General features: G+C 71.0%; 15 protein-coding genes. 1 reads left to right on the top strand and 14 read right to left on the bottom strand.

Annotation, left to right across the window (positions count from 1 at the left end; translation table 11 throughout):
* Positions 1–59: 59 nt before the first annotated feature.
* The 4 genes from OHA99_RS27685 to OHA99_RS27670 all read right to left on the bottom strand — a co-directional run bounded on the left by OHA99_RS27685 (position 60) and on the right by OHA99_RS27670 (position 3,006).
* Complete coding sequence (locus tag OHA99_RS27685; protein WP_087791398.1) at positions 60–560, bottom strand: GNAT family N-acetyltransferase; 501 nt, start codon at positions 558–560, stop codon at positions 60–62.
* The gene (locus OHA99_RS27680; RefSeq protein WP_153180295.1) at positions 557–1,501 is read right to left on the bottom strand and encodes an RluA family pseudouridine synthase; all 945 of its coding nucleotides are present in this window, start codon (positions 1,499–1,501) and stop codon (positions 557–559) included. The genes OHA99_RS27685 and OHA99_RS27680 overlap by 4 nt, the downstream gene beginning before the upstream one ends.
* A gap of 60 nt (positions 1,502–1,561) precedes the next feature.
* Positions 1,562–2,176 carry a signal peptidase II gene (gene lspA, locus OHA99_RS27675; RefSeq protein ID WP_109031836.1) on the bottom strand — a complete coding sequence of 205 codons (615 nt, stop codon included), beginning with the start codon at positions 2,174–2,176 and terminating at the stop codon, positions 1,562–1,564.
* A 77-nt stretch (positions 2,177–2,253) separates the two neighbouring features.
* The gene (locus OHA99_RS27670) at positions 2,254–3,006 is read right to left on the bottom strand and encodes a TraR/DksA C4-type zinc finger protein (protein WP_405698280.1); all 753 of its coding nucleotides are present in this window, start codon (positions 3,004–3,006) and stop codon (positions 2,254–2,256) included.
* Between the two features lie 553 nt (positions 3,007–3,559).
* Between OHA99_RS27670 and ileS the strand changes: the two genes are divergently transcribed.
* The gene (gene ileS / locus OHA99_RS27665; protein ID WP_405698279.1) at positions 3,560–6,703 is read left to right on the top strand and encodes an isoleucine--tRNA ligase; all 3,144 of its coding nucleotides are present in this window, start codon (positions 3,560–3,562) and stop codon (positions 6,701–6,703) included.
* Positions 6,704–6,962: 259 nt separating this feature from the next.
* On the opposite strand, the gene divIVA is transcribed toward ileS, so the two are convergent.
* The 10 genes from divIVA to murD all read right to left on the bottom strand — a co-directional run bounded on the left by divIVA (position 6,963) and on the right by murD (position 17,078).
* On the bottom strand, positions 6,963–8,162 hold the full coding sequence (divIVA, locus tag OHA99_RS27660; RefSeq protein ID WP_153180291.1) for an apical growth/hyphal branching protein DivIVA: 1,200 nt from the start codon (positions 8,160–8,162) through the stop codon (positions 6,963–6,965).
* Between the two features lie 55 nt (positions 8,163–8,217).
* Positions 8,218–8,502 (bottom strand): YggT family protein, encoded by a 285-nt coding sequence (locus OHA99_RS27655; protein ID WP_007448661.1) that lies wholly within the window; start codon positions 8,500–8,502, stop codon positions 8,218–8,220.
* Positions 8,503–8,583: 81 nt separating this feature from the next.
* Positions 8,584–9,225 carry a cell division protein SepF gene (locus tag OHA99_RS27650; RefSeq protein ID WP_007448662.1) on the bottom strand — a complete coding sequence of 214 codons (642 nt, stop codon included), beginning with the start codon at positions 9,223–9,225 and terminating at the stop codon, positions 8,584–8,586.
* 128 nt (positions 9,226–9,353) lie between these two features.
* The gene (locus OHA99_RS27645; RefSeq protein ID WP_108987045.1) at positions 9,354–10,073 is read right to left on the bottom strand and encodes a YggS family pyridoxal phosphate-dependent enzyme; all 720 of its coding nucleotides are present in this window, start codon (positions 10,071–10,073) and stop codon (positions 9,354–9,356) included.
* A gap of 6 nt (positions 10,074–10,079) precedes the next feature.
* Complete coding sequence (gene pgeF / locus OHA99_RS27640; protein ID WP_405698278.1) at positions 10,080–10,808, bottom strand: peptidoglycan editing factor PgeF; 729 nt, start codon at positions 10,806–10,808, stop codon at positions 10,080–10,082.
* Complete coding sequence (gene ftsZ / locus OHA99_RS27635; protein ID WP_007448665.1) at positions 10,805–12,004, bottom strand: cell division protein FtsZ; 1,200 nt, start codon at positions 12,002–12,004, stop codon at positions 10,805–10,807. The genes pgeF and ftsZ overlap by 4 nt, the downstream gene beginning before the upstream one ends.
* A gap of 288 nt (positions 12,005–12,292) precedes the next feature.
* Positions 12,293–13,087 (bottom strand): cell division protein FtsQ, encoded by a 795-nt coding sequence (ftsQ, locus tag OHA99_RS27630; RefSeq protein ID WP_405698277.1) that lies wholly within the window; start codon positions 13,085–13,087, stop codon positions 12,293–12,295.
* 26 nt (positions 13,088–13,113) lie between these two features.
* The gene (murG, locus tag OHA99_RS27625) at positions 13,114–14,208 is read right to left on the bottom strand and encodes an undecaprenyldiphospho-muramoylpentapeptide beta-N-acetylglucosaminyltransferase (RefSeq protein WP_153180288.1); all 1,095 of its coding nucleotides are present in this window, start codon (positions 14,206–14,208) and stop codon (positions 13,114–13,116) included.
* A gap of 6 nt (positions 14,209–14,214) precedes the next feature.
* On the bottom strand, positions 14,215–15,585 hold the full coding sequence (ftsW, locus tag OHA99_RS27620) for a putative lipid II flippase FtsW (protein ID WP_366472053.1): 1,371 nt from the start codon (positions 15,583–15,585) through the stop codon (positions 14,215–14,217).
* A 77-nt stretch (positions 15,586–15,662) separates the two neighbouring features.
* A complete protein-coding gene (gene murD / locus OHA99_RS27615; protein WP_153180286.1) occupies positions 15,663–17,078 on the bottom strand; it encodes a UDP-N-acetylmuramoyl-L-alanine--D-glutamate ligase in 1,416 nt (471 codons plus the stop codon).

Genomic DNA, 17,078 nt, shown 5'->3' with positions numbered 1-17,078 from the left:
ACACGGCGGACCTCAAGCGTGCCACGCGACCGGTCTCACCAGCCCGTTCGCCGCCCCGGCTACAGTGCTCGCCGCATCGCGCGGTGCGGAATCCCTGCGTCCGGGAATTCGGGTCCGTAGGCCTCGTACCCCAGACGTTCGTAGAATCCCAGGGCGTGGGTCTGTGCGTGCAGATCCACGGCGGTGAGTCCGCGCGCGCGGGCCGCGTCCTCCACGGCCCGCACCAGCGCGGCCCCGACGCCGAGACCGCGGGCCTTCGCGGTCACCGCGAGCCGTCCCAGGGAGCCGACGGCCCGGTCGCCGTCGCCGTTCTTCGCCGCGGCGGCCGCGCCGTGCAGCAGCCGGCCGGTACCGAGCGGCACGCCGTCCGCCCGGACCGCGAGGACGTGGACGGCGCCGGCGTCGTAGGCGTCGTACTCGATGTCCTCGGGGACCTGCTGCTCGGCCACGAAGACGTCCTTGCGCACCGCGAAGCAGGCCTCCCGGTCGGCGGGGTCCTCGGCGACGCGCACCTCGTAGGCGGCCGGGTCCCGGCCCGGGGCCGGGCTCGGGGCGCTCATCCGTAGGTCTCCTCGCGGACCAGGTCGAGGGCCTGCTGGAGGTCCTCGGGGTAGTCGCTGGCGAATTCGGCCCAGTCGCCGGTGCCCGGGTGCTCGAAACCGAGCCGTACGGCGTGCAGCCACTGGCGGGTCAGGCGCAGCCGCTTGGCGAGGGTGGGGTCGGCGCCGTAGGTCAGGTCGCCGACGCAGGGGTGGCGGTGGGCGGCCATGTGGACGCGGATCTGGTGGGTGCGGCCGGTCTCCAGCTTCACGTCGAGCAGGGAGGCGGCGCGGAAGGCCTCGATGAGGTCGTAGTGCGTGACGGAGGGCTTGCCCTCGGCGGTGACGGCCCACTTGTAGTCGTGCTGCGGGTGGCGGCCGATGGGGGCGTCGATGGTGCCGCTGGTCGGGTCGGGGTGGCCCTGCACGAGCGTGTGGTAGCGCTTGTCGACCGTGCGCTCCTTGAACTGGCGCTTGAGCGAGGTGTACGCGCGCTCCGACTTGGCCACCGCCATCAGGCCGGAGGTGCCGACGTCGAGGCGGTGCACGATGCCCTGGCGCTCGGCGGCGCCGGAGGTGGAGATGCGGTACCCGGCGGCGGCCAGTCCGCCGATGACCGTCGGCCCGGTCCAGCCCGGGGACGGGTGGGCGGCGACGCCGACCGGCTTGACGATCACGACCACGTCGTCGTCGTCGTGCACGATCTCCATGCCCTCGACGGGCTCGGCGACCACCTGCACGGGCGCGGGCGCCTGCGGCATCTCGACCTCGAGCCAGGCGCCGCCGTGGACCCGCTCCGACTTGCCGACCACCGACCCGTCGACCTGCACCTTCCCCGCCGCCGCCAGCTCGGCGGCCTTGGTGCGGGAGAAGCCGAACATGCGGGAGATGGCGGCGTCGACGCGCTCGCCCTCCAGGCCGTCGGGCACGGGCAGGGTACGGATCTCGGGAATCGTGCTCACCCGTCGAGTATGCCGGACGGCCCGGACACTCCCGAACGCGCGCTCAGTCCCGGTGCCCGCTCAGTCCTTGTGGACGGTCCCGTCCGGGTCCAGTCCCCGGAAGGAGAGGATCACGATCAGGATGCCGCCGCAGACGATCGCCGAGTCGGCGAGGTTGAAGACGGCGAAGTGCTTGGGCGCGATGAAGTCCACGACCGCGCCCTCGAAGACGCCGGGGGCGCGGAAGATGCGGTCGGTGAGGTTGCCGAGGGCACCGCCGAGCAGCAGGCCGAGCGCGATCGCCCACGGCAGGCTGTGCAGCTTGCGCGCGAGGCGGGCGATCACGACGATCACGGCCGCGGCGATCACCGTGAAGATGATCGTGAAGGCCTCGCCGAAGCCGAAGGCCGCGCCCGCGTTGCGGATCGCGGCGAACCGCAGCCAGTCGCCGATGATCTCGATCGGCTCGTGGTGCTCCAGCTTGGCGACCACCAGCATCTTGCTGCCCAGGTCGAGCAGGTACGCGAACAGCGCGACCGCGAACAGCACGGCGACCCGCCGCTTGCCCCGAGTGCGCTCAGGAGCCTGCTCCTGCTCCTGCTGCTCCCGCTCCGGCTCGGCGTCGGGCCGCTCCTGCCCCTCCCCCGCCGCGTCCGGGGTGTCCGGAGTACCGATGATGCGCTCCGCCTCTGCCACGTGAGTCCCTCAGCCTAGGTCCTTGACTGAGCACGAGGGTACGGCACGCCGCCCGTCCCGGCTGCTGCTCATACCGGCTAGTACCGGCGCTCCTGCTTCTGCTTGCACTCGACGCACAGGGTGGCGCGCGGGAAGGCCTGCATCCGCGCCTTGCCGATCGGCTTGCCGCAGTTCTCGCACAGGCCGTAGGTGCCCGCGTCCAGGCGGTCCAGGGCGCGCTCGGTCTGGGTGAGCACCTCGCGCGCGGTGGCGGCCAGCGCCAGCTCGTGCTCGCGCGTGATGTTCTTGCTGCCGGTGTCGGCCTCGTCGTCGCCCGCGCCGTCGCCGGAGTCCCGCATCATGCCCTGGAGCGACCGCTCGGAGGTGTCGATCTCGGTGCGCAGCCGGTCGGCCTCGGACTGCAGCTCGCCGCGCGCCTCCTCGACCTCTTCCGGGGTCCAGGGTTCCTCGCCGGGGCGTACCGCGAGGTCACCGGGGTCCGCGGCGGCGGTGCCGCGGGCCTTGGGGACAGCGGTCTTGGCCGCCGTGGCCGTGCCAGGAGTCTTCTTCGCAACCACCGTCGTGGCTCCCGTCTGCTCCGCGGCCTCGGCCGCGCCCACTTTCTTGGCCGTGCTCTTCTTCGCCGTGCTCTTCTTCGCGGTGCTCTTCTTCGCCGTGCTTCCGCCCGCCGCGGTCTTCTTCGCCGCGGTCTTCCCCTCCGGGCCCGTCTTCGCCTCGGCCTTCTTCGCCGGACTCTCGCTCGGCGCCGCCTTCTCCTCCGGGTCCTGCTCCGCGGCGCTCTCCTCGGCGGCGCTCTGCTTCGCGGCCGTCGTCTTCTTCTTCGCCACCATGGCCGCGGCCCCTTCACATATTGTGATCTTGCGCGCGAATCGTGCTGGGACGATAAATCGACTCCGGTCCCGCGGCAACGGGGCACGCCGCCCGACTCGCCGCCCACCGTGCGCCGCGCGGCGAGCATGCATGCGTTGTGCCCAGCTCCCCGCCCGGTAATCCGCCGGATCGCCCCCGGCCACCCCCTCCGCGGGCCGGCCCCCCGGACGGCGGCATTCGGGTCACGCCAAAACCGGTCGGCCGCTGTCCGCCCGGCGCCGTACACTGGGCGCAGCGAAAAGCGTGGATGGGGACGAGTAGCGGCGTCAGCAGCCCAGAGCGACCCGGGGACGGTGTGAGCCCGGGGGCGAGCGCGACGTGAAGATCACCCCGGAGCCGCCGGAAGAAAGCCGTGGCAGGACGGTCACGGTGAGTAGAGCCGGTTCGCGACCCCAATGAGGGGGCTCACCGGAGCACACGACGCGCCGGCCGGGCCAAGGAGGGTGGTACCGCGGGAGCACTGCTCTCGTCCCTCCGACGGAAGGCAGCACGTCCGCCGGAGGAAGCTCGCTGATGACAACGCCTCAGTACCGCCAGGTACCCGCCCAGGTCGACCTGCCCGCGCTCGAACACGCGGTGCTCGACTTCTGGCGCGAGCAGAAGATCTTCGCCAAGAGCCTGGAGCAGTCCGAGGGCCGCCCGGAGTGGGTGTTCTACGAGGGCCCGCCCACCGCCAACGGCATGCCCGGCGCCCACCACATCGAGGCGCGGGTCTTCAAGGACGTCTTCCCCCGCTTCCGCACGATGCGCGGCTACCACGTGGGCCGCAAGGCCGGCTGGGACTGCCACGGCCTGCCCGTCGAGCTGGCGGTCGAGAAGGAGCTGGGCTTCTCCGGCAAGCAGGACATCGAGGCGTACGGCATCGCCGAGTTCAACGCGAAGTGCCGCGAGTCGGTGACCCGCCACACCGACGCCTTCGAAGAGCTCACGACCCGCATGGGCTACTGGGCCGACCTCCAGGACCCGTACCGCACGATGGACCCGGAGTACATCGAGTCCGTCTGGTGGTCGCTGAAGGAGATCTTCGACAAGGGCCTGCTGGTCCAGGACCACCGCGTCGCCCCCTGGTGCCCCCGCTGCGGCACCGGCCTGTCCGACCACGAGCTGGCCCAGGGCTACGAGACGGTCGTCGACCCGTCCGTCTACGTCCGCTTCCCGCTGACCTCCGGCCCGCTGGCCGGCGAGGCCGCCCTGGTCGTCTGGACCACGACCCCGTGGACCCTGGTCTCCAACACCGCGGTCGCCGCGCACCCCGACGTCACCTACGTCGTCGCCACGGACGGCGAGGAGAAGCTGGTCGTCGCCGAGCCGCTGGTCGCCAAGGCACTCGGCGAAGGCTGGGAGACCACCGGCCAGTCCTTCACCGGGGCCGAGATGGAGCGCTGGACGTACCAGCGCCCGTTCGAGCTGGTGGAGTTCCCGGAGCCCGCCCACTACGTGGTGAACGCCGACTACGTCACCACCGAGGACGGCACCGGCCTCGTCCACCAGTCCCCCGCCTTCGGTGAGGACGACCTCAAGGTCTGCCGCGCGTACGGCCTGCCCGTGGTCAACCCGGTCCGCCCCGACGGCACCTTCGAGGAGGACGTCCCTCTCGTCGGCGGCGTCTTCTTCAAGAAGGCCGACGAGAAGCTGACCGAGGACCTGGACACCCGGGGCCTGCTCTTCAAGCACATCCCGTACGAGCACAGCTACCCGCACTGCTGGCGCTGCCACACCGCGCTGCTCTACTACGCCCAGCCGTCCTGGTACATCCGCACCACGGCGATCAAGGACCGACTCCTCCAGGAGAACGAGAAGACCAACTGGTACCCGGACGCGGTCAAGCACGGCCGGTACGGCGACTGGCTGAACAACAACATCGACTGGGCGCTCTCCCGCAACCGCTACTGGGGCACCCCGCTGCCCATCTGGCGCTGCGAGGAGGACCACCTCACGGTCGTCGGCTCCCGCGCGGAGCTGACCGGGCTGACCGGCACCGACCAGTCGGCCCTGGACCCGCACCGTCCGTTCATCGACGACGTGACCTTCACCTGCACCCACGAGGGCTGCTCCCTCGAAGCGGTGCGCGTGCCGGAGGTCATCGACGCCTGGTACGACTCGGGTTCGATGCCGTTCGCGCAGTGGGGCTACCCGTACAAGAACAAGGAGCTGTTCGAGAGCCGCTACCCGGCGCAGTTCATCTCCGAGGCCATCGACCAGACCCGCGGCTGGTTCTACACGCTGATGGCGATCGGCACCCTGGTCTTCGACAAGTCGTCGTACGAGAACGTGGTATGCCTCGGCCACATCCTCGCCGAGGACGGCCGCAAGATGTCCAAGCACCTGGGCAACATCCTCCAGCCGATCCCGCTGATGGACCAGCACGGCGCCGACGCGGTCCGCTGGTTCATGGCGGCCGGCGGCTCCCCCTGGGCGGCCCGCCGGGTCGGCCACGGCACGATCCAGGAGGTCGTCCGCAAGACGCTCCTCACCTACTGGAACACGGTCGCCTTCCAGGCCCTGTACGCCCGCACCACGGGCTGGGCCCCGAGCGAGGCCGACCCGGCCCCCGCCGACCGCCCGGTCCTGGACCGCTGGCTGCTCTCGGAGCTGCACGCGCTGACCGACCAGGTCACCCAGGCGTTGGACGCGTACGACACCCAGCGCGCCGGCAAGCTGCTGTCCGCGTTCGTCGACGACCTGTCCAACTGGTACGTGCGCCGCTCCCGCCGCCGCTTCTGGCAGGGCGACAAGGCCGCGCTGCGCACCCTGCACGAGGTCGTCGTGACGGTCACCAAGCTGATGGCGCCGCTGACCCCGTTCATCACCGAGCGGGTCTGGCAGGACCTGGTCGTGCCGGTCACCCCCGGCGCGCCGGAGTCGGTCCACCTGTCCTCCTGGCCGGAGGCCGACCTCACGGCGATCGACCCGGAGCTGTCGAAGCAGATGGTCCTGGTCCGCCGCCTGGTCGAGCTGGGCCGGGCCACGCGCGCGGAGTCCGGCGTCAAGACCCGGCAGCCGCTGAGCCGCGCACTGATCGCGGTGGCGGGCTTCGGGGCGCTCTCCCCCGAACTGCACACGCAGATCACGGAGGAGCTGAACGTCGAGTCCCTCGCGTCGCTGAGCGAGGTCGGCGGCTCCCTGGTCGACACGACGGCGAAGGCCAACTTCCGGGCGCTGGGCAAGCGGTTCGGCAAGCGGGTCCAGGACGTGGCGAAGGCCGTCGCGGGCGCGGACGCCGCCGCGCTGTCCCTCGCGCTGCGCGAGGGCACGGCGTCGGTGGAGGTCGACGGTGAGACGATCACCCTCGCTCCGGACGAGGTGATCATCACGGAGACGCCGCGCGAGGGCTGGTCGGTCGCCTCCGACTCGGGCGCGACGGTGGCGCTCGACCTGGAGCTCACGGAGGAGCTGCGCCGCGCCGGCCTCGCCCGGGACGCGATCCGCCTGATCCAGGAGGCCCGCAAGAACAGCGGCCTCGACGTCGCCGACCGGATCGCCCTGCGCTGGACGGCCACGGACCCGGCGACGATCGCCGCCCTGACCGACCACTCCGGTCTGATCGCCGACGAGGTCCTGGCGACGGACTTCGCGCAGGGGGAGGCGGACGACACGTACGGCACGCCGTTCACGGACGAGGGCCTGTCCCTGGTGTTCCGCCTGCGCAAGCAGTAGCCCCCTGGCAGCACCTGGGCCCGGCCTCCCTCACGCGAGGGGCGCCGGGCCCAGTGCTGTCCGTCGGTGCGGGCCGAGGGCGGGGTTCGCTCACCGGCGCTCGCCGGGTGCCGCTGCGCCCACCCGTGCCGCCCCAGCGGCACGACTGCCCGCAGCTGCGTAGACACAAGGGCGGGCCCCGGGTCAGAAACCCGGGGCCCGCCCTGAACGTTGCCGAAGGCTACGCCGTACTACCTACCGGACGTCAGTCCGACACAGCTCAGTTGTCGTCCTCGTCGATCAGGAACCCGCGCATCGGCGAGGGCGCCTGCCCCATCGGCGACGGCCCCTGCGGCCGCACCGGCGCCATCGGCTGGGTCATCGCCGGCGACATCTGCTGCTGCCCGCCGTAGGACGGACCGGACTGGCTCGGACCGCTGCCCATCGACTGGTTGCCGCCGTAGGACGGGGCGCTCGCGCCGGCCGGTGCCATCGAGGGCGCCGGGGACGGCGGCAGCGAGGCCGTCGCGGGCGTACGCGGCGGGGCGAGCGAGTCGTCCGCCTGCGTCTCCAGCTGGCGCAGCTGCGACTCCAGGTACGACTTCAGCCGCGTCCGGTACTCGCGCTCGAAGCCGCGCAGGTCCTCGACCTTGCGCTCCAGCGTGGCGCGGGCGGACTCCAGGGAGCCCATCGCGACGCGGTGCTTCTCCTGCGCGTCCCGCTCCAGGGCGTCCGCCTTGGCACGGGCGTCCCGCTCCAGACCCTCGGCACGCGAACGCGCCTCGCCGACGATCTTGTTGGCCTCGGAACGGGCCTCGGCGATCGCCTGGTCGGCGGTCTGCTGGGCCAGCGAGAGGACACGGGCGGCGCTGTCGCCACCGGGGCCACCCTGACCGGGCATGCCGGGACCACCAGGGCCACCGGGACCCTGCGGACCGCCCATGGGGCCGCCCATCGGACCGGGACCCATCTGGCCCTGCATCGGACCCGGGCCCTGGCCCATCGGCCCCGGACCCTGACCCATCGGGCCGGGACCCTGCGGGCCACCCTGTCCGCCGGGACCGGCGGGCAGCTGCGGGGCACCGCTAGGCAGCTGGGGCGGACCACCCATGGGGCCACCCATCTGCTGCTGCGGCGGGCCCGATATGCCGGCGGGCACCGGAGCGCCGGGACCTCGCATGCCCTGCTGCGGCATACCGCCCTGCTGCGGGTGCCCCTGCTGGTGCTGGGGCGGCCCCTGCTGCGGCGGCTGCTGATCCTGCGGAGGTTCCGGAGGCTTGCGCATGTTCTGCTGGTTCTGCGCGGCCGCGCGCGTGGCGGCGGCCAGCTTGGCGCGCAGGTCCTCGTTCTCGCGCAGCAGGCGCGTCAGTTCGGCTTCGACCTCGTCGAGGAAGGCATCGACCTCGTCCTCGTCATAGCCTTCTCGGAGGCGGACGGTCGTGAACTGCTTGTTCCGCACGTCCTCGGGGGTCAACGGCATCTCTTCACCTCAACGTTGTCGTCGGCATTCGGCAAGCCCGTATCTCTCTCATCGATCACAGCCGGCTCACGATCGAGATCAGGATGTAGACGATGATCATCAGTACGAAGAAGGACAGGTCGAGCGCCACGCCCCCGAGACGCAGCGGCGGGATGAACCGCCGCAGAAGCTTCAACGGTGGATCGGTGACAGTGTAGGTGGCCTCAAGAACGACCACCATCGCCTTGCCGGGTTGCCACGAGCGGGCGAACTGGAAGACGTAGTCCATGACCAACCGGAAGATGAGCACGATGAGGAAGCACATCAGCGCGATGTAGACGACATCCAGGACCACGCTCATGACCTGTGCTTCCCTCTCCCCTGAACCATCTCTCGGACCCTCCGTCGGGCCCGGGTTCTTGCTCTGTACCGGTGGTGCGTCTCAGCTCTGGTTGAAGAACCCGCCCTCTGCGATGCGGGCCTTGTCCTCCGCCGTGACATCGACGTTAGCAGGAGACAGCAGGAACACCTTCTGCGTCACCCGCTCGATACTGCCGTGAAGACCAAACACCAAACCGGCCGCAAAGTCGACAAGTCGCTTCGCATCTGTGTCATCCATCTCAGTGAGATTCATGATCACCGGAGTGCCCTCACGGAAGTGTTCCCCGATGGTACGGGCCTCGTTGTAGGTCCGGGGGTGAAGCGTGGTGATCCGGTAGGGCTCTCGTTCGGACACGACCTTGGGCATGATGACCGGTGCGCTCTTTTCCAGGCTTGCGCGTTCTTGTGTGATGGACGCCACGGGCGCGATGCGCGCCGGACGACTCGATTCCGCCGCGAGCGAAGCGGAACGGGGCATCGGCTCGCGCTGCGCGGGCGGTTGGACGACTCGTACCTCTTCGTCCCTTTGGGGCTGATGTGAACCATGTGACTGGTGCGCCGGTTCATGGCGCCGGTGATCCCGCTCGGGCTCCGGGTCCAGTTCGGGTTCGAAGTCGTCGTCGGGGTCGAACCCCCGGCCGTCGTACCCGTCGTCCTCCACGAGGCCGAGGTAGACCGCCATCTTGCGCATCGCGCCGGCCATGCTCTGAGTCCTCCGCTCTGTGGTGGATCTGCTGACGACTCCAAGTGCCTGCGATCCACGAGGTCGTTGCGTCCGCCTTTCGGCGGTAATGACCATATTTTCTGCTGTGGTCCGACTTCTTGGCGACGTTACCCGAGCCTGGGTCGGACTCCGAGTACCGCAGTGCCGACGCGTACATGTGTCGCTCCGGCGGCCACGGCCTGCTCGAGGTCCGCACTCATCCCCGCGGAGACCATGGTGGCAGCCGGATGGGTTCGGCGCACGCAGGTCGACAGATCCATGAGGTGCTCGAACGCCGCCCGTTGGCGCCCCGCGTACGCGCCGGTGAGCGGGGCGACGGTCATCAGCCCGTCGAACCTCAGCCCCTCCGATCCGGCGACCAGGTCGGCCAACTCTTCGATTCCGTCGGGCGAGACGCCGCCGCGTTCTCCCCGCCCGCCCTCCCCCGCGTCGAGCGCGACCTGGAGGAGGCAGCCCAGTTCGCGCCCGGTCCGCACGGCCTCCTTCGACAGGGCCGCGACCAGCCGGGCCCGGTCCACGGACTGCACGACGTCCGCGTAACCGACCACGGAACGCACTTTGTTGGTCTGCAACTGACCGACGAAATGCCACGAAAGCGGCAGATCCGAACATGCGGCGGCCTTGGGCGCGGCATCCTGGTCGCGGTTCTCCGCGACGTGGCGCACGCCGAGTTCCGAGAGAATGCGCACATCGTCCGCCGGGTAGGTCTTGGTGACCACGATGAGGGTCACCTCTTCGCGCGGGCGGCCCGCGGCCGCGCAGGCGGCGGTGATGCGCTCTTCCACTGCCGCCAGGTTCGCGGCGATTTCCTGCTTACGGTCCGTCATGCCCCATCAGTCCAGCCACACATAGCCCGCGAGCCGCCCGGTGGTGCGGTCGCGTCGGTACGAGAAGTGGTCCTTCGACTCCCGGGTGCACACCGGTGACTGCGCCCGGTCGCGCACTCCGAGGCGCTCGAGCTGTGCGTGCACTCCGGCGCTCACGTCCACCGCCGGCGTGCCCCAACTGGTGTCGGCGTACGCGGCCGGCTCGACGGCGGCCACCTCGGCGCGCATCTCCTCGGGCACCTCGTAACACCGGCCGCACACGGCGGGTCCGGTGCGGGCGACGATCCTGGCCGGTTCCGCGCCGAGTTCGGCCATCGCCCGTACGGCGGCGGGGACGACCCCGGCGACCAGTCCGGGCCGGCCCGCGTGGGCCGCGGCGGCGACACCGGCGACCGGGTCGGCGAGCAGGACCGGCACGCAGTCGGCGGTGAGGACGGCGAGAGGGAGACCGCGTTCGGCGGTGACGACGGCGTCGACCCGCGGGACCGGCCGGTCCCCCCAGGGTGCGTCGACCACGGCGATGTCGGCCCCGTGCACCTGGTTCATCCAGACCACCCGGGCCGGGTCGACGCCCAGCGACTTGGCCGCCAGCTCCCGGTTGGCCGTGACGGCGCCGGGGTCGTCGCCGACCGCGCCGCCGAGGTTGAGCTCCTCGTACGGAACGGCGCTCACTCCGCCCCACCGGTCGGTGAAGCCGAAGTGCGCGCCGTTCACGGTGTCGCGCTGTCCTATCACTTCAGGAAGTCCGGCACGTCCAGTTCCTCGGCCGCGCTGTCCGAGTAGGTCCGCGACGGCGGGACCGGCGGCGGGGAGACCGGCAGGTCGGCGACCGGCTCCGGCGCGGGGGCCGGCTCCGGCTCCTCCTTCGGCTTGACGCTGCCGAGCGAGCCGAAGGACGGGCGGCTCTCGGACGGCCGGGCCGGGGTGGGCTCCTCGCGCTTGGCCGAGGAGGACCCGAGGACGTTGTCCCGCTTGGACGGCGGCTGGCCCCCGTCGAAGCCGGCCGCGATCACGGTGACCCGCACCTCGTCGCCGAGTGCATCATCGATGACCGCGCCGAAGATGATGTTGGCCTCGGGGTGGGCGGCCTCGCTGACCAGCTGGGCGGCCTCGTTGATCTCGAACAGGCCGAGGTCGGAGCCGCCGGAGATGGAGAGCAGCACACCGCGGGCGCCGTCGATGGACGCCTCGAGCAGCGGCGAGGAGATCGCCATCTCGGCGGCGGCCACCGCGCGGTCGTCGCCGCGGGCCGAGCCGATGCCCATGAGGGCCGAACCCGCCTCGGACATGACCGACTTCACGTCGGCGAAGTCGAGGTTGATCAGGCCGGGAGTGGTGATGAGGTCGGTGATGCCCTGCACACCGGACAGCAGCACCTGGTCGGCGGACTTGAACGCGTCGAGCACGCTGACCTGGCGGTCCGAGATGGACAGCAGCCGGTCGTTGGGGATGACGATGAGGGTGTCGACCTCTTCGCGGAGTTCCGCGATGCCGTCCTCGGCCTGGTTGGCCCGGCGCCGTCCCTCGAAGGTGAACGGGCGGGTGACCACGCCGATGGTGAGGGCGCCCAGGGAGCGGGCGATGTTGGCCACGACGGGCGCGCCGCCGGTGCCGGTGCCGCCGCCTTCTCCGGCTGTCACGAAGACCATGTCGGCCCCCTTGAGGACCTCCTCGATCTCCTCGCGGTGGTCCTCGGCGGCCTTGCGGCCGACGGCCGGGTTGGCTCCGGCGCCGAGTCCGCGGGTGAGTTCGCGGCCGACGTCGAGCTTGACGTCGGCGTCGCTCATCAACAGCGCCTGTGCGTCGGTGTTGATGGCGATGAACTCGACGCCCTTGAGACCGACCTCGATCATCCGGTTGATGGCATTGACACCACCGCCGCCGACACCGATGACTTTGATGACTGCGAGGTAGTTCTGCGGTGCTGCCACGTCGAAGGCCTCTCGCCTCGAGTTACGTGTCGCCCGACCGCCGAAGCACTGATGCCCCCGCGACCCGACGACTGATGCCGATTGGGACGGTCCGTAGCGCCGACCCGAACCCTAACGCTGAAGTTTAGGGTTACCAGTGTGTCTGTTCCTTGGACTCTTCCGAACAGGACACTAAGTCGACAAGTGGCGCACGTTCAACGAACACGCCGAACCTCCCGTTTTTCTTTTCACCCTATGTGATCAGCCGTAGCGCTGCCCAACCAGGGTGCTGGCCTGCACGTATACCCGTCAACTCCCGGATGACGCGGGGGCGGTGGGAACACTCACGTCGAAGTGCCGCGCGTCGGGCGTCGCTTTCGTGAGCGCGGTGAGTGCGCGGGCCTTCTGCACACCCTGCTCACCGCTCCCCCACGACACGGTCCGCCCGCCGCTCAACTCCAGCGAGATGTCGTCGTAGGAACGGACCTTGACGACCCGTGTGTCCCGGGCGACCTTGTCCGGGAGCCGGCCGGCCACCCGCACCGCCTCGCGCACCAGGCGGTCGTCGTCGAAGCGGCGCAGGCTCGCCGCGGCGGAGCCGGAACGGGCCGGTTCCAATTCGAGCTCGGGCACGCCTTTCGGGGCCTTGGAAACCGTGGCGAAACGGACGCCTTCATCGTCCACTTCCACGAACTTTCCGCCCTTTTGCGCAATCAGGACGGGAGTACGCTCCGTCACTTTCAGCCTGATTCCGTGCGGCCAGGAACGCTCCGCCTCGACCTCGTCAATGCGTGGCAATTCCCGGCGCAGCCGGGCCTCGACCGCTTCCGTGTCGACCGAGACCAGCGGGTCCCCGACCGGCACGTCGGCGGCCTCGCGCACCTGCGCGGGCGTCAGGACGCGGGTTCCGGAGACCGACACGTCTTCCAGACGCGTCCAGTTGGAGCCGTAGAGCACCCAGAGGGTTCCGCCCACGGCGAGTACGAGCGCGACGGCGAGAATGATGATCGTACGAAGACGGGGCGGGCGGAACCGGCGTGGCCGGGGCGGGCCGGACGACTCCTGCTGGCGTGCACCGCGCTCGGCGGTGGTCGGTCCGGCCACGCTCCCCTGCCTTCCGTCAGACGTGTCTAGCGGTGCGCACGGGCGGCGATCGCCTCGTACACCATGCCGACGAGGAGGTCGTCGGCGTCCCGGCGGCCGAACTCGGCGGCGGCGCGGGACATCTCGTACAGCCGGTGCGGGTCGGCGAGCACGGGCAGGACGTTCTGCTGGAGCCACTCGGGCGTGAGGTCCGCGTCGTCGACCAGCAGTCCGCCGCCGGCCTTGACCACCGGCTGGGCGTTGAGCCGCTGTTCGCCGTTGCCGATGGGCAGCGGGACGTAGGCGGCCGGGAGCCCGACGGCGGAGAGTTCGGCGACGGTCATCGCGCCCGCGCGGCAGAGCATCATGTCGGCGGCGGCGTACGCGAGGTCCATCCGGTCCAGATAACTTACCGGGATGTACGGGGGCATGCCCGGCATCTGCTGGACCTGCGGCAGTTCGTTCTTCGGCCCGACCGCGTGCAGGATCTGGATGCCGGCCTGCTGGAGCCAGGGCGCGACCTGCTGGATGACCTCGTTGAGGCGGCGGGCGCCCTGCGAGCCGCCGGTGACCAGCAGCGTCGGCAGGTTGGGGTCGAGCCCGAACAGGGCGCGGGCCTCGGGACGGGCGGCGGCCCGGTCGAGGGTGGCGATGGAGCGGCGCAGCGGGATGCCGATGTAGCGGGAGTTGCGCAGCTTGCTGTCGGGAGTGGAGACGGCGACCTGGGCCGCGTAGCGCGAGCCGATCTTGTTGGCCAGGCCGGGGCGGGCGTTGGCCTCGTGGACGACGATCGGCACACCGAGCCGCTTGGCCGCGAGGTAGGCGGGCAGCGCCACGTAGCCGCCGAAGCCGGCCACGGCGTCCGCCTTGGTGCGCTCCAGGATCTGCTCGGCGGCCTTGATCGTCCCGCGCAGCCGGCCCGGGACGGTGATCAGCTCGGGGGTGGGCTTGCGCGGCAGCGGTACGGCCGGGATCAGCGCCAGCTCGTAACCCCGCTCGGGCACCAGGCGGGTCTCCAGGCCGCGTTCCGTGCCCAGGGCCGTGATCCCCACGGTCGGATCCTGCCTGCGCAGGGCGTCCGCGAGGGCGAGCGCGGGCTCGATGTGGCCCGCGGTTCCTCCGCCGGCGAGTACGACATGCACCGAAATTCACCGCTCTCCGGACGAGCGCGCCTTCGAGGCACGCCGTCGCATCGTGTTCCAACTCCGGGGGCTCCGCTTGGCCGCGGGTCCCCTGGCCCCCCGCTTTCTACCAAAGCGAGGTTGCCGCAACGCAAGCGCCGCCCGCGCACCGGGTTCGTCACGCGCGAAGGCGATCAGCAGACCGATGGCGAACATGGTCGGCAGCAGGGCGGAACCCCCGTAGGAGAACAGCGGGAGCGGGACACCGGCGATCGGCAGCAGCCCGAGGACCGCACCGATGTTGATCACGGCCTGGGCCGTGATCCAGGTGGTCACGCCTCCCGCGGCATACCTCACGAAGGGGTCCTCCGTGCGTCCGGCCACGCGGATACCCGCATAGCCTAGAGCCGCGAACAGGGCGAGCACCGACAGCGTCCCCGCCAGGCCCAGTTCCTCACCGGTGACGGCGAAGATGAAGTCGGTGTGCGCTTCGGGGAGTTGGCCCCATTTCTCCACACTGGCACCGAGTCCGGAACCGAAGAGTCCGCCCGAGGCGAGGGCGTAGATGCCGTGCACGGCCTGCCAGCAGGAGTCGCCGGGGCCGGGGTCGGTGGCACCGAGGCAGTTGAGCCGGGCCATGCGGTTCGCGCTGGTCTTGATGAGGATGAAGCCGAGCAGCACGGCGATGGACAGCACGCCCGCGAACAGCCGGGTGGGCGCGCCGGCCAGCCACAGCAGGCCGAACAGGATCGCCGTGAGGATGATCGCGGTCCCCATGTCGCCGCCGATCATGATCAGCCCGAGCAGCATGAACGCGGCCGGCACCAGCGGCACCAGCATGTGCTTCCACTGCGTCAGCAGCTTCTTGTCCTGCTTGCGGGCGAGCAGGTCCGCGCCCCACAGCACCAGGGCCAGTTTGCCGAACTCGCTGGGCTGGATCTGGAAGGAGCCGCCCAGCGCGATCCAGTTCTGGTTGCCGTTGACCGCGACTCCTATCCCCGGCACCTGCACGAGGATCATCAGAAAGACGGCACCGGCGAGGATGGGGTAGGCGAGCGCCCGGTGCAGCTTCACCGGCATCTTCATGGCGGCGAGCAGGAGCCCGGCGCCGATCAGCGCGGCGAGTGCCTGCTTGCGGAAGAAGTACGAGCCGGGCAGCGACAGCTGGAGCGCGGTGATCTGGGAGGCCGAGTAGACCATCACCAGGCCGAGCACGGTGATCAGCGCGCTGCCGCCGCAGATCAGGTAGTACGCGGTCAGCGGCCGGTCCCAGGCGCGGCGCAGCCGCAGGTACAGGCGGAGCACCGGGTTCTCGTGCGGCGGCCCCGGCGTGGCGGGTCGCCGCACGGTCCGCTGCACGGGCGGACGTCCGGTGCGGCTCTGGGGACTACCGGCCATCGCGGCCTCCGCTGTACGTCGGCATGGACCGTCCCACGCGTCCTCCCGAGTTCACCCGGCGCGGGAGCGCGGCCGGGTCAGGCGCCGAGTTCGCGAACGGCCTGCGCGAACGCGTCACCGCGCTGGTTGTAGTTGGTGAACATGTCCATGGAGGCACAGGCCGGGGCCAGCAGCACCGTGTCACCGGGCCGGGCGAGCCGCCGCGCCTCCTGGACGGCCTGGAGCATCGCACCAGTGTCGGTCCGGTCGAGGTCGACCACGGGTACTTCGGGGGCGTGTCGCGCCAGGGCTTCGCGGATCAGGGCGCGGTCGGCGCCGATGAGGACGGCACCGCGCAGCCGCTTCGCCGCGCCCGTGACCAGTTCGTCGAAGGTCGCGCCCTTGGCCAGTCCGCCGGCGATCCACACGATCGACTCGTAGGCCGCCAAGGAGGCTTCGGTGGCGTGGGTGTTGGTGGCCTTGGAGTCGTCCACGTACGCCACCCCGTCCACGTCGGCGACGTGTGCGATGCGGTGGGCGTCCGGCGTGAAGGCGCGCAGTCCGTCCCGTACGGCGGCGGCGGAGACGCCGAAGGCGCGGGCGAGGCCCGCGGCGGCGAGGGCGTTGGCGATGTTGTGCGGGGCGGGCGGGTTGACGTCGGAGACCTCGGCCAGCTCCTGGGCGTTCTTCTGCCGGTCCTCGACGAAGGCGCGGTCGACCAGCAGGCCCTCCACGACGCCGAGTTGGGAGGGTCCCGGGGTGCCGAGGGTGAAGCCGACCGCCCGGCAGCCCTCCTCGACGTCGGCGGCGCGGACCAGGTCCTCGGTCGCCCTGTCCGCGACGTTGTAGACGCAGGCGACGCGATTGCCCTCGTAGATGCGGCCCTTGTCGGCGGCGTAGGCCTCCATGGAGCCGTGCCAGTCGAGGTGGTCCGGGGCGAGGTTGAGCACGGCGGCGGAGTGGGCGCGCAGGGAGGGCGCCCAGTGCAGCTGGTAGCTGGACAGCTCGACCGCGAGGACGTCGTACTCGGTGTCGCCGGTGACGGCGTCGAGGAGGGAGACGCCGATGTTGCCGACGGCGGCGGTGCGCAGGCCGGCCGCCTTCAGGATCGAGGCGAGCATCTGGACGGTGGTGGTCTTGCCGTTGGTGCCGGTGACGGCGAGCCACGGCGCGGCCTTCCGGCCGTCCAGGCCGCGCAGCCGCCAGGCCAGTTCGACGTCGCCCCAGACCGGGACGCCGGCCTGTCCGGCCGCCGTGAACAGGGGCTTGGTGGGCTTCCAGCCGGGTGCGGTGACGATCAGCTCGGTGCCTTCGGGCAGCGTGTCCCCGTCGCCGAGGCGCACGGTGACACCGAGCGACTCCAGCTCCGCCGCCTGCGTCCGGGCGCGCTCGTCGTCGCCGTCGTTGACGACGGTCACGTGCGCGCCGAGGCCGTGCAGGACCTTGGCGGCCGGGACGCCGGAGACGCCGAGTCCGGCGACGGTGACGTGCTTGCCGGTGAATTCCGAAGGCAC

The organism is Streptomyces coelicoflavus (assembly GCF_045041415.1).
GTDB lineage: Bacteria > Actinomycetota > Actinomycetes > Streptomycetales > Streptomycetaceae > Streptomyces > Streptomyces coelicoflavus.
Note: the sequence above shows the minus strand (reverse complement) of the source record. Positions and strands in the feature narration are given on the sequence as shown.

Excerpts from the sequence above, each read along its gene's own strand:
- OHA99_RS27685 (WP_087791398.1), bottom strand. The coding sequence starts at position 560 with ATGAGCGCCCCGAGCCCGGCCCCGGGCCGGGACCCGGCCGCCTACGAG.
- OHA99_RS27670 (WP_405698280.1), bottom strand. The coding sequence starts at position 3,006 with ATGGTGGCGAAGAAGAAGACGACGGCCGCGAAGCAGAGCGCCGCCGAG.
- ileS (WP_405698279.1), top strand. The coding sequence starts at position 3,560 with ATGACAACGCCTCAGTACCGCCAGGTACCCGCCCAGGTCGACCTGCCC.
- divIVA (WP_153180291.1), bottom strand. The coding sequence starts at position 8,162 with ATGCCGTTGACCCCCGAGGACGTGCGGAACAAGCAGTTCACGACCGTC.
- OHA99_RS27655 (WP_007448661.1), bottom strand. The coding sequence starts at position 8,502 with ATGAGCGTGGTCCTGGATGTCGTCTACATCGCGCTGATGTGCTTCCTC.
- OHA99_RS27650 (WP_007448662.1), bottom strand. The coding sequence starts at position 9,225 with ATGGCCGGCGCGATGCGCAAGATGGCGGTCTACCTCGGCCTCGTGGAG.
- OHA99_RS27645 (WP_108987045.1), bottom strand. The coding sequence starts at position 10,073 with ATGACGGACCGTAAGCAGGAAATCGCCGCGAACCTGGCGGCAGTGGAA.
- ftsW (WP_366472053.1), bottom strand. The coding sequence starts at position 15,585 with ATGGCCGGTAGTCCCCAGAGCCGCACCGGACGTCCGCCCGTGCAGCGG.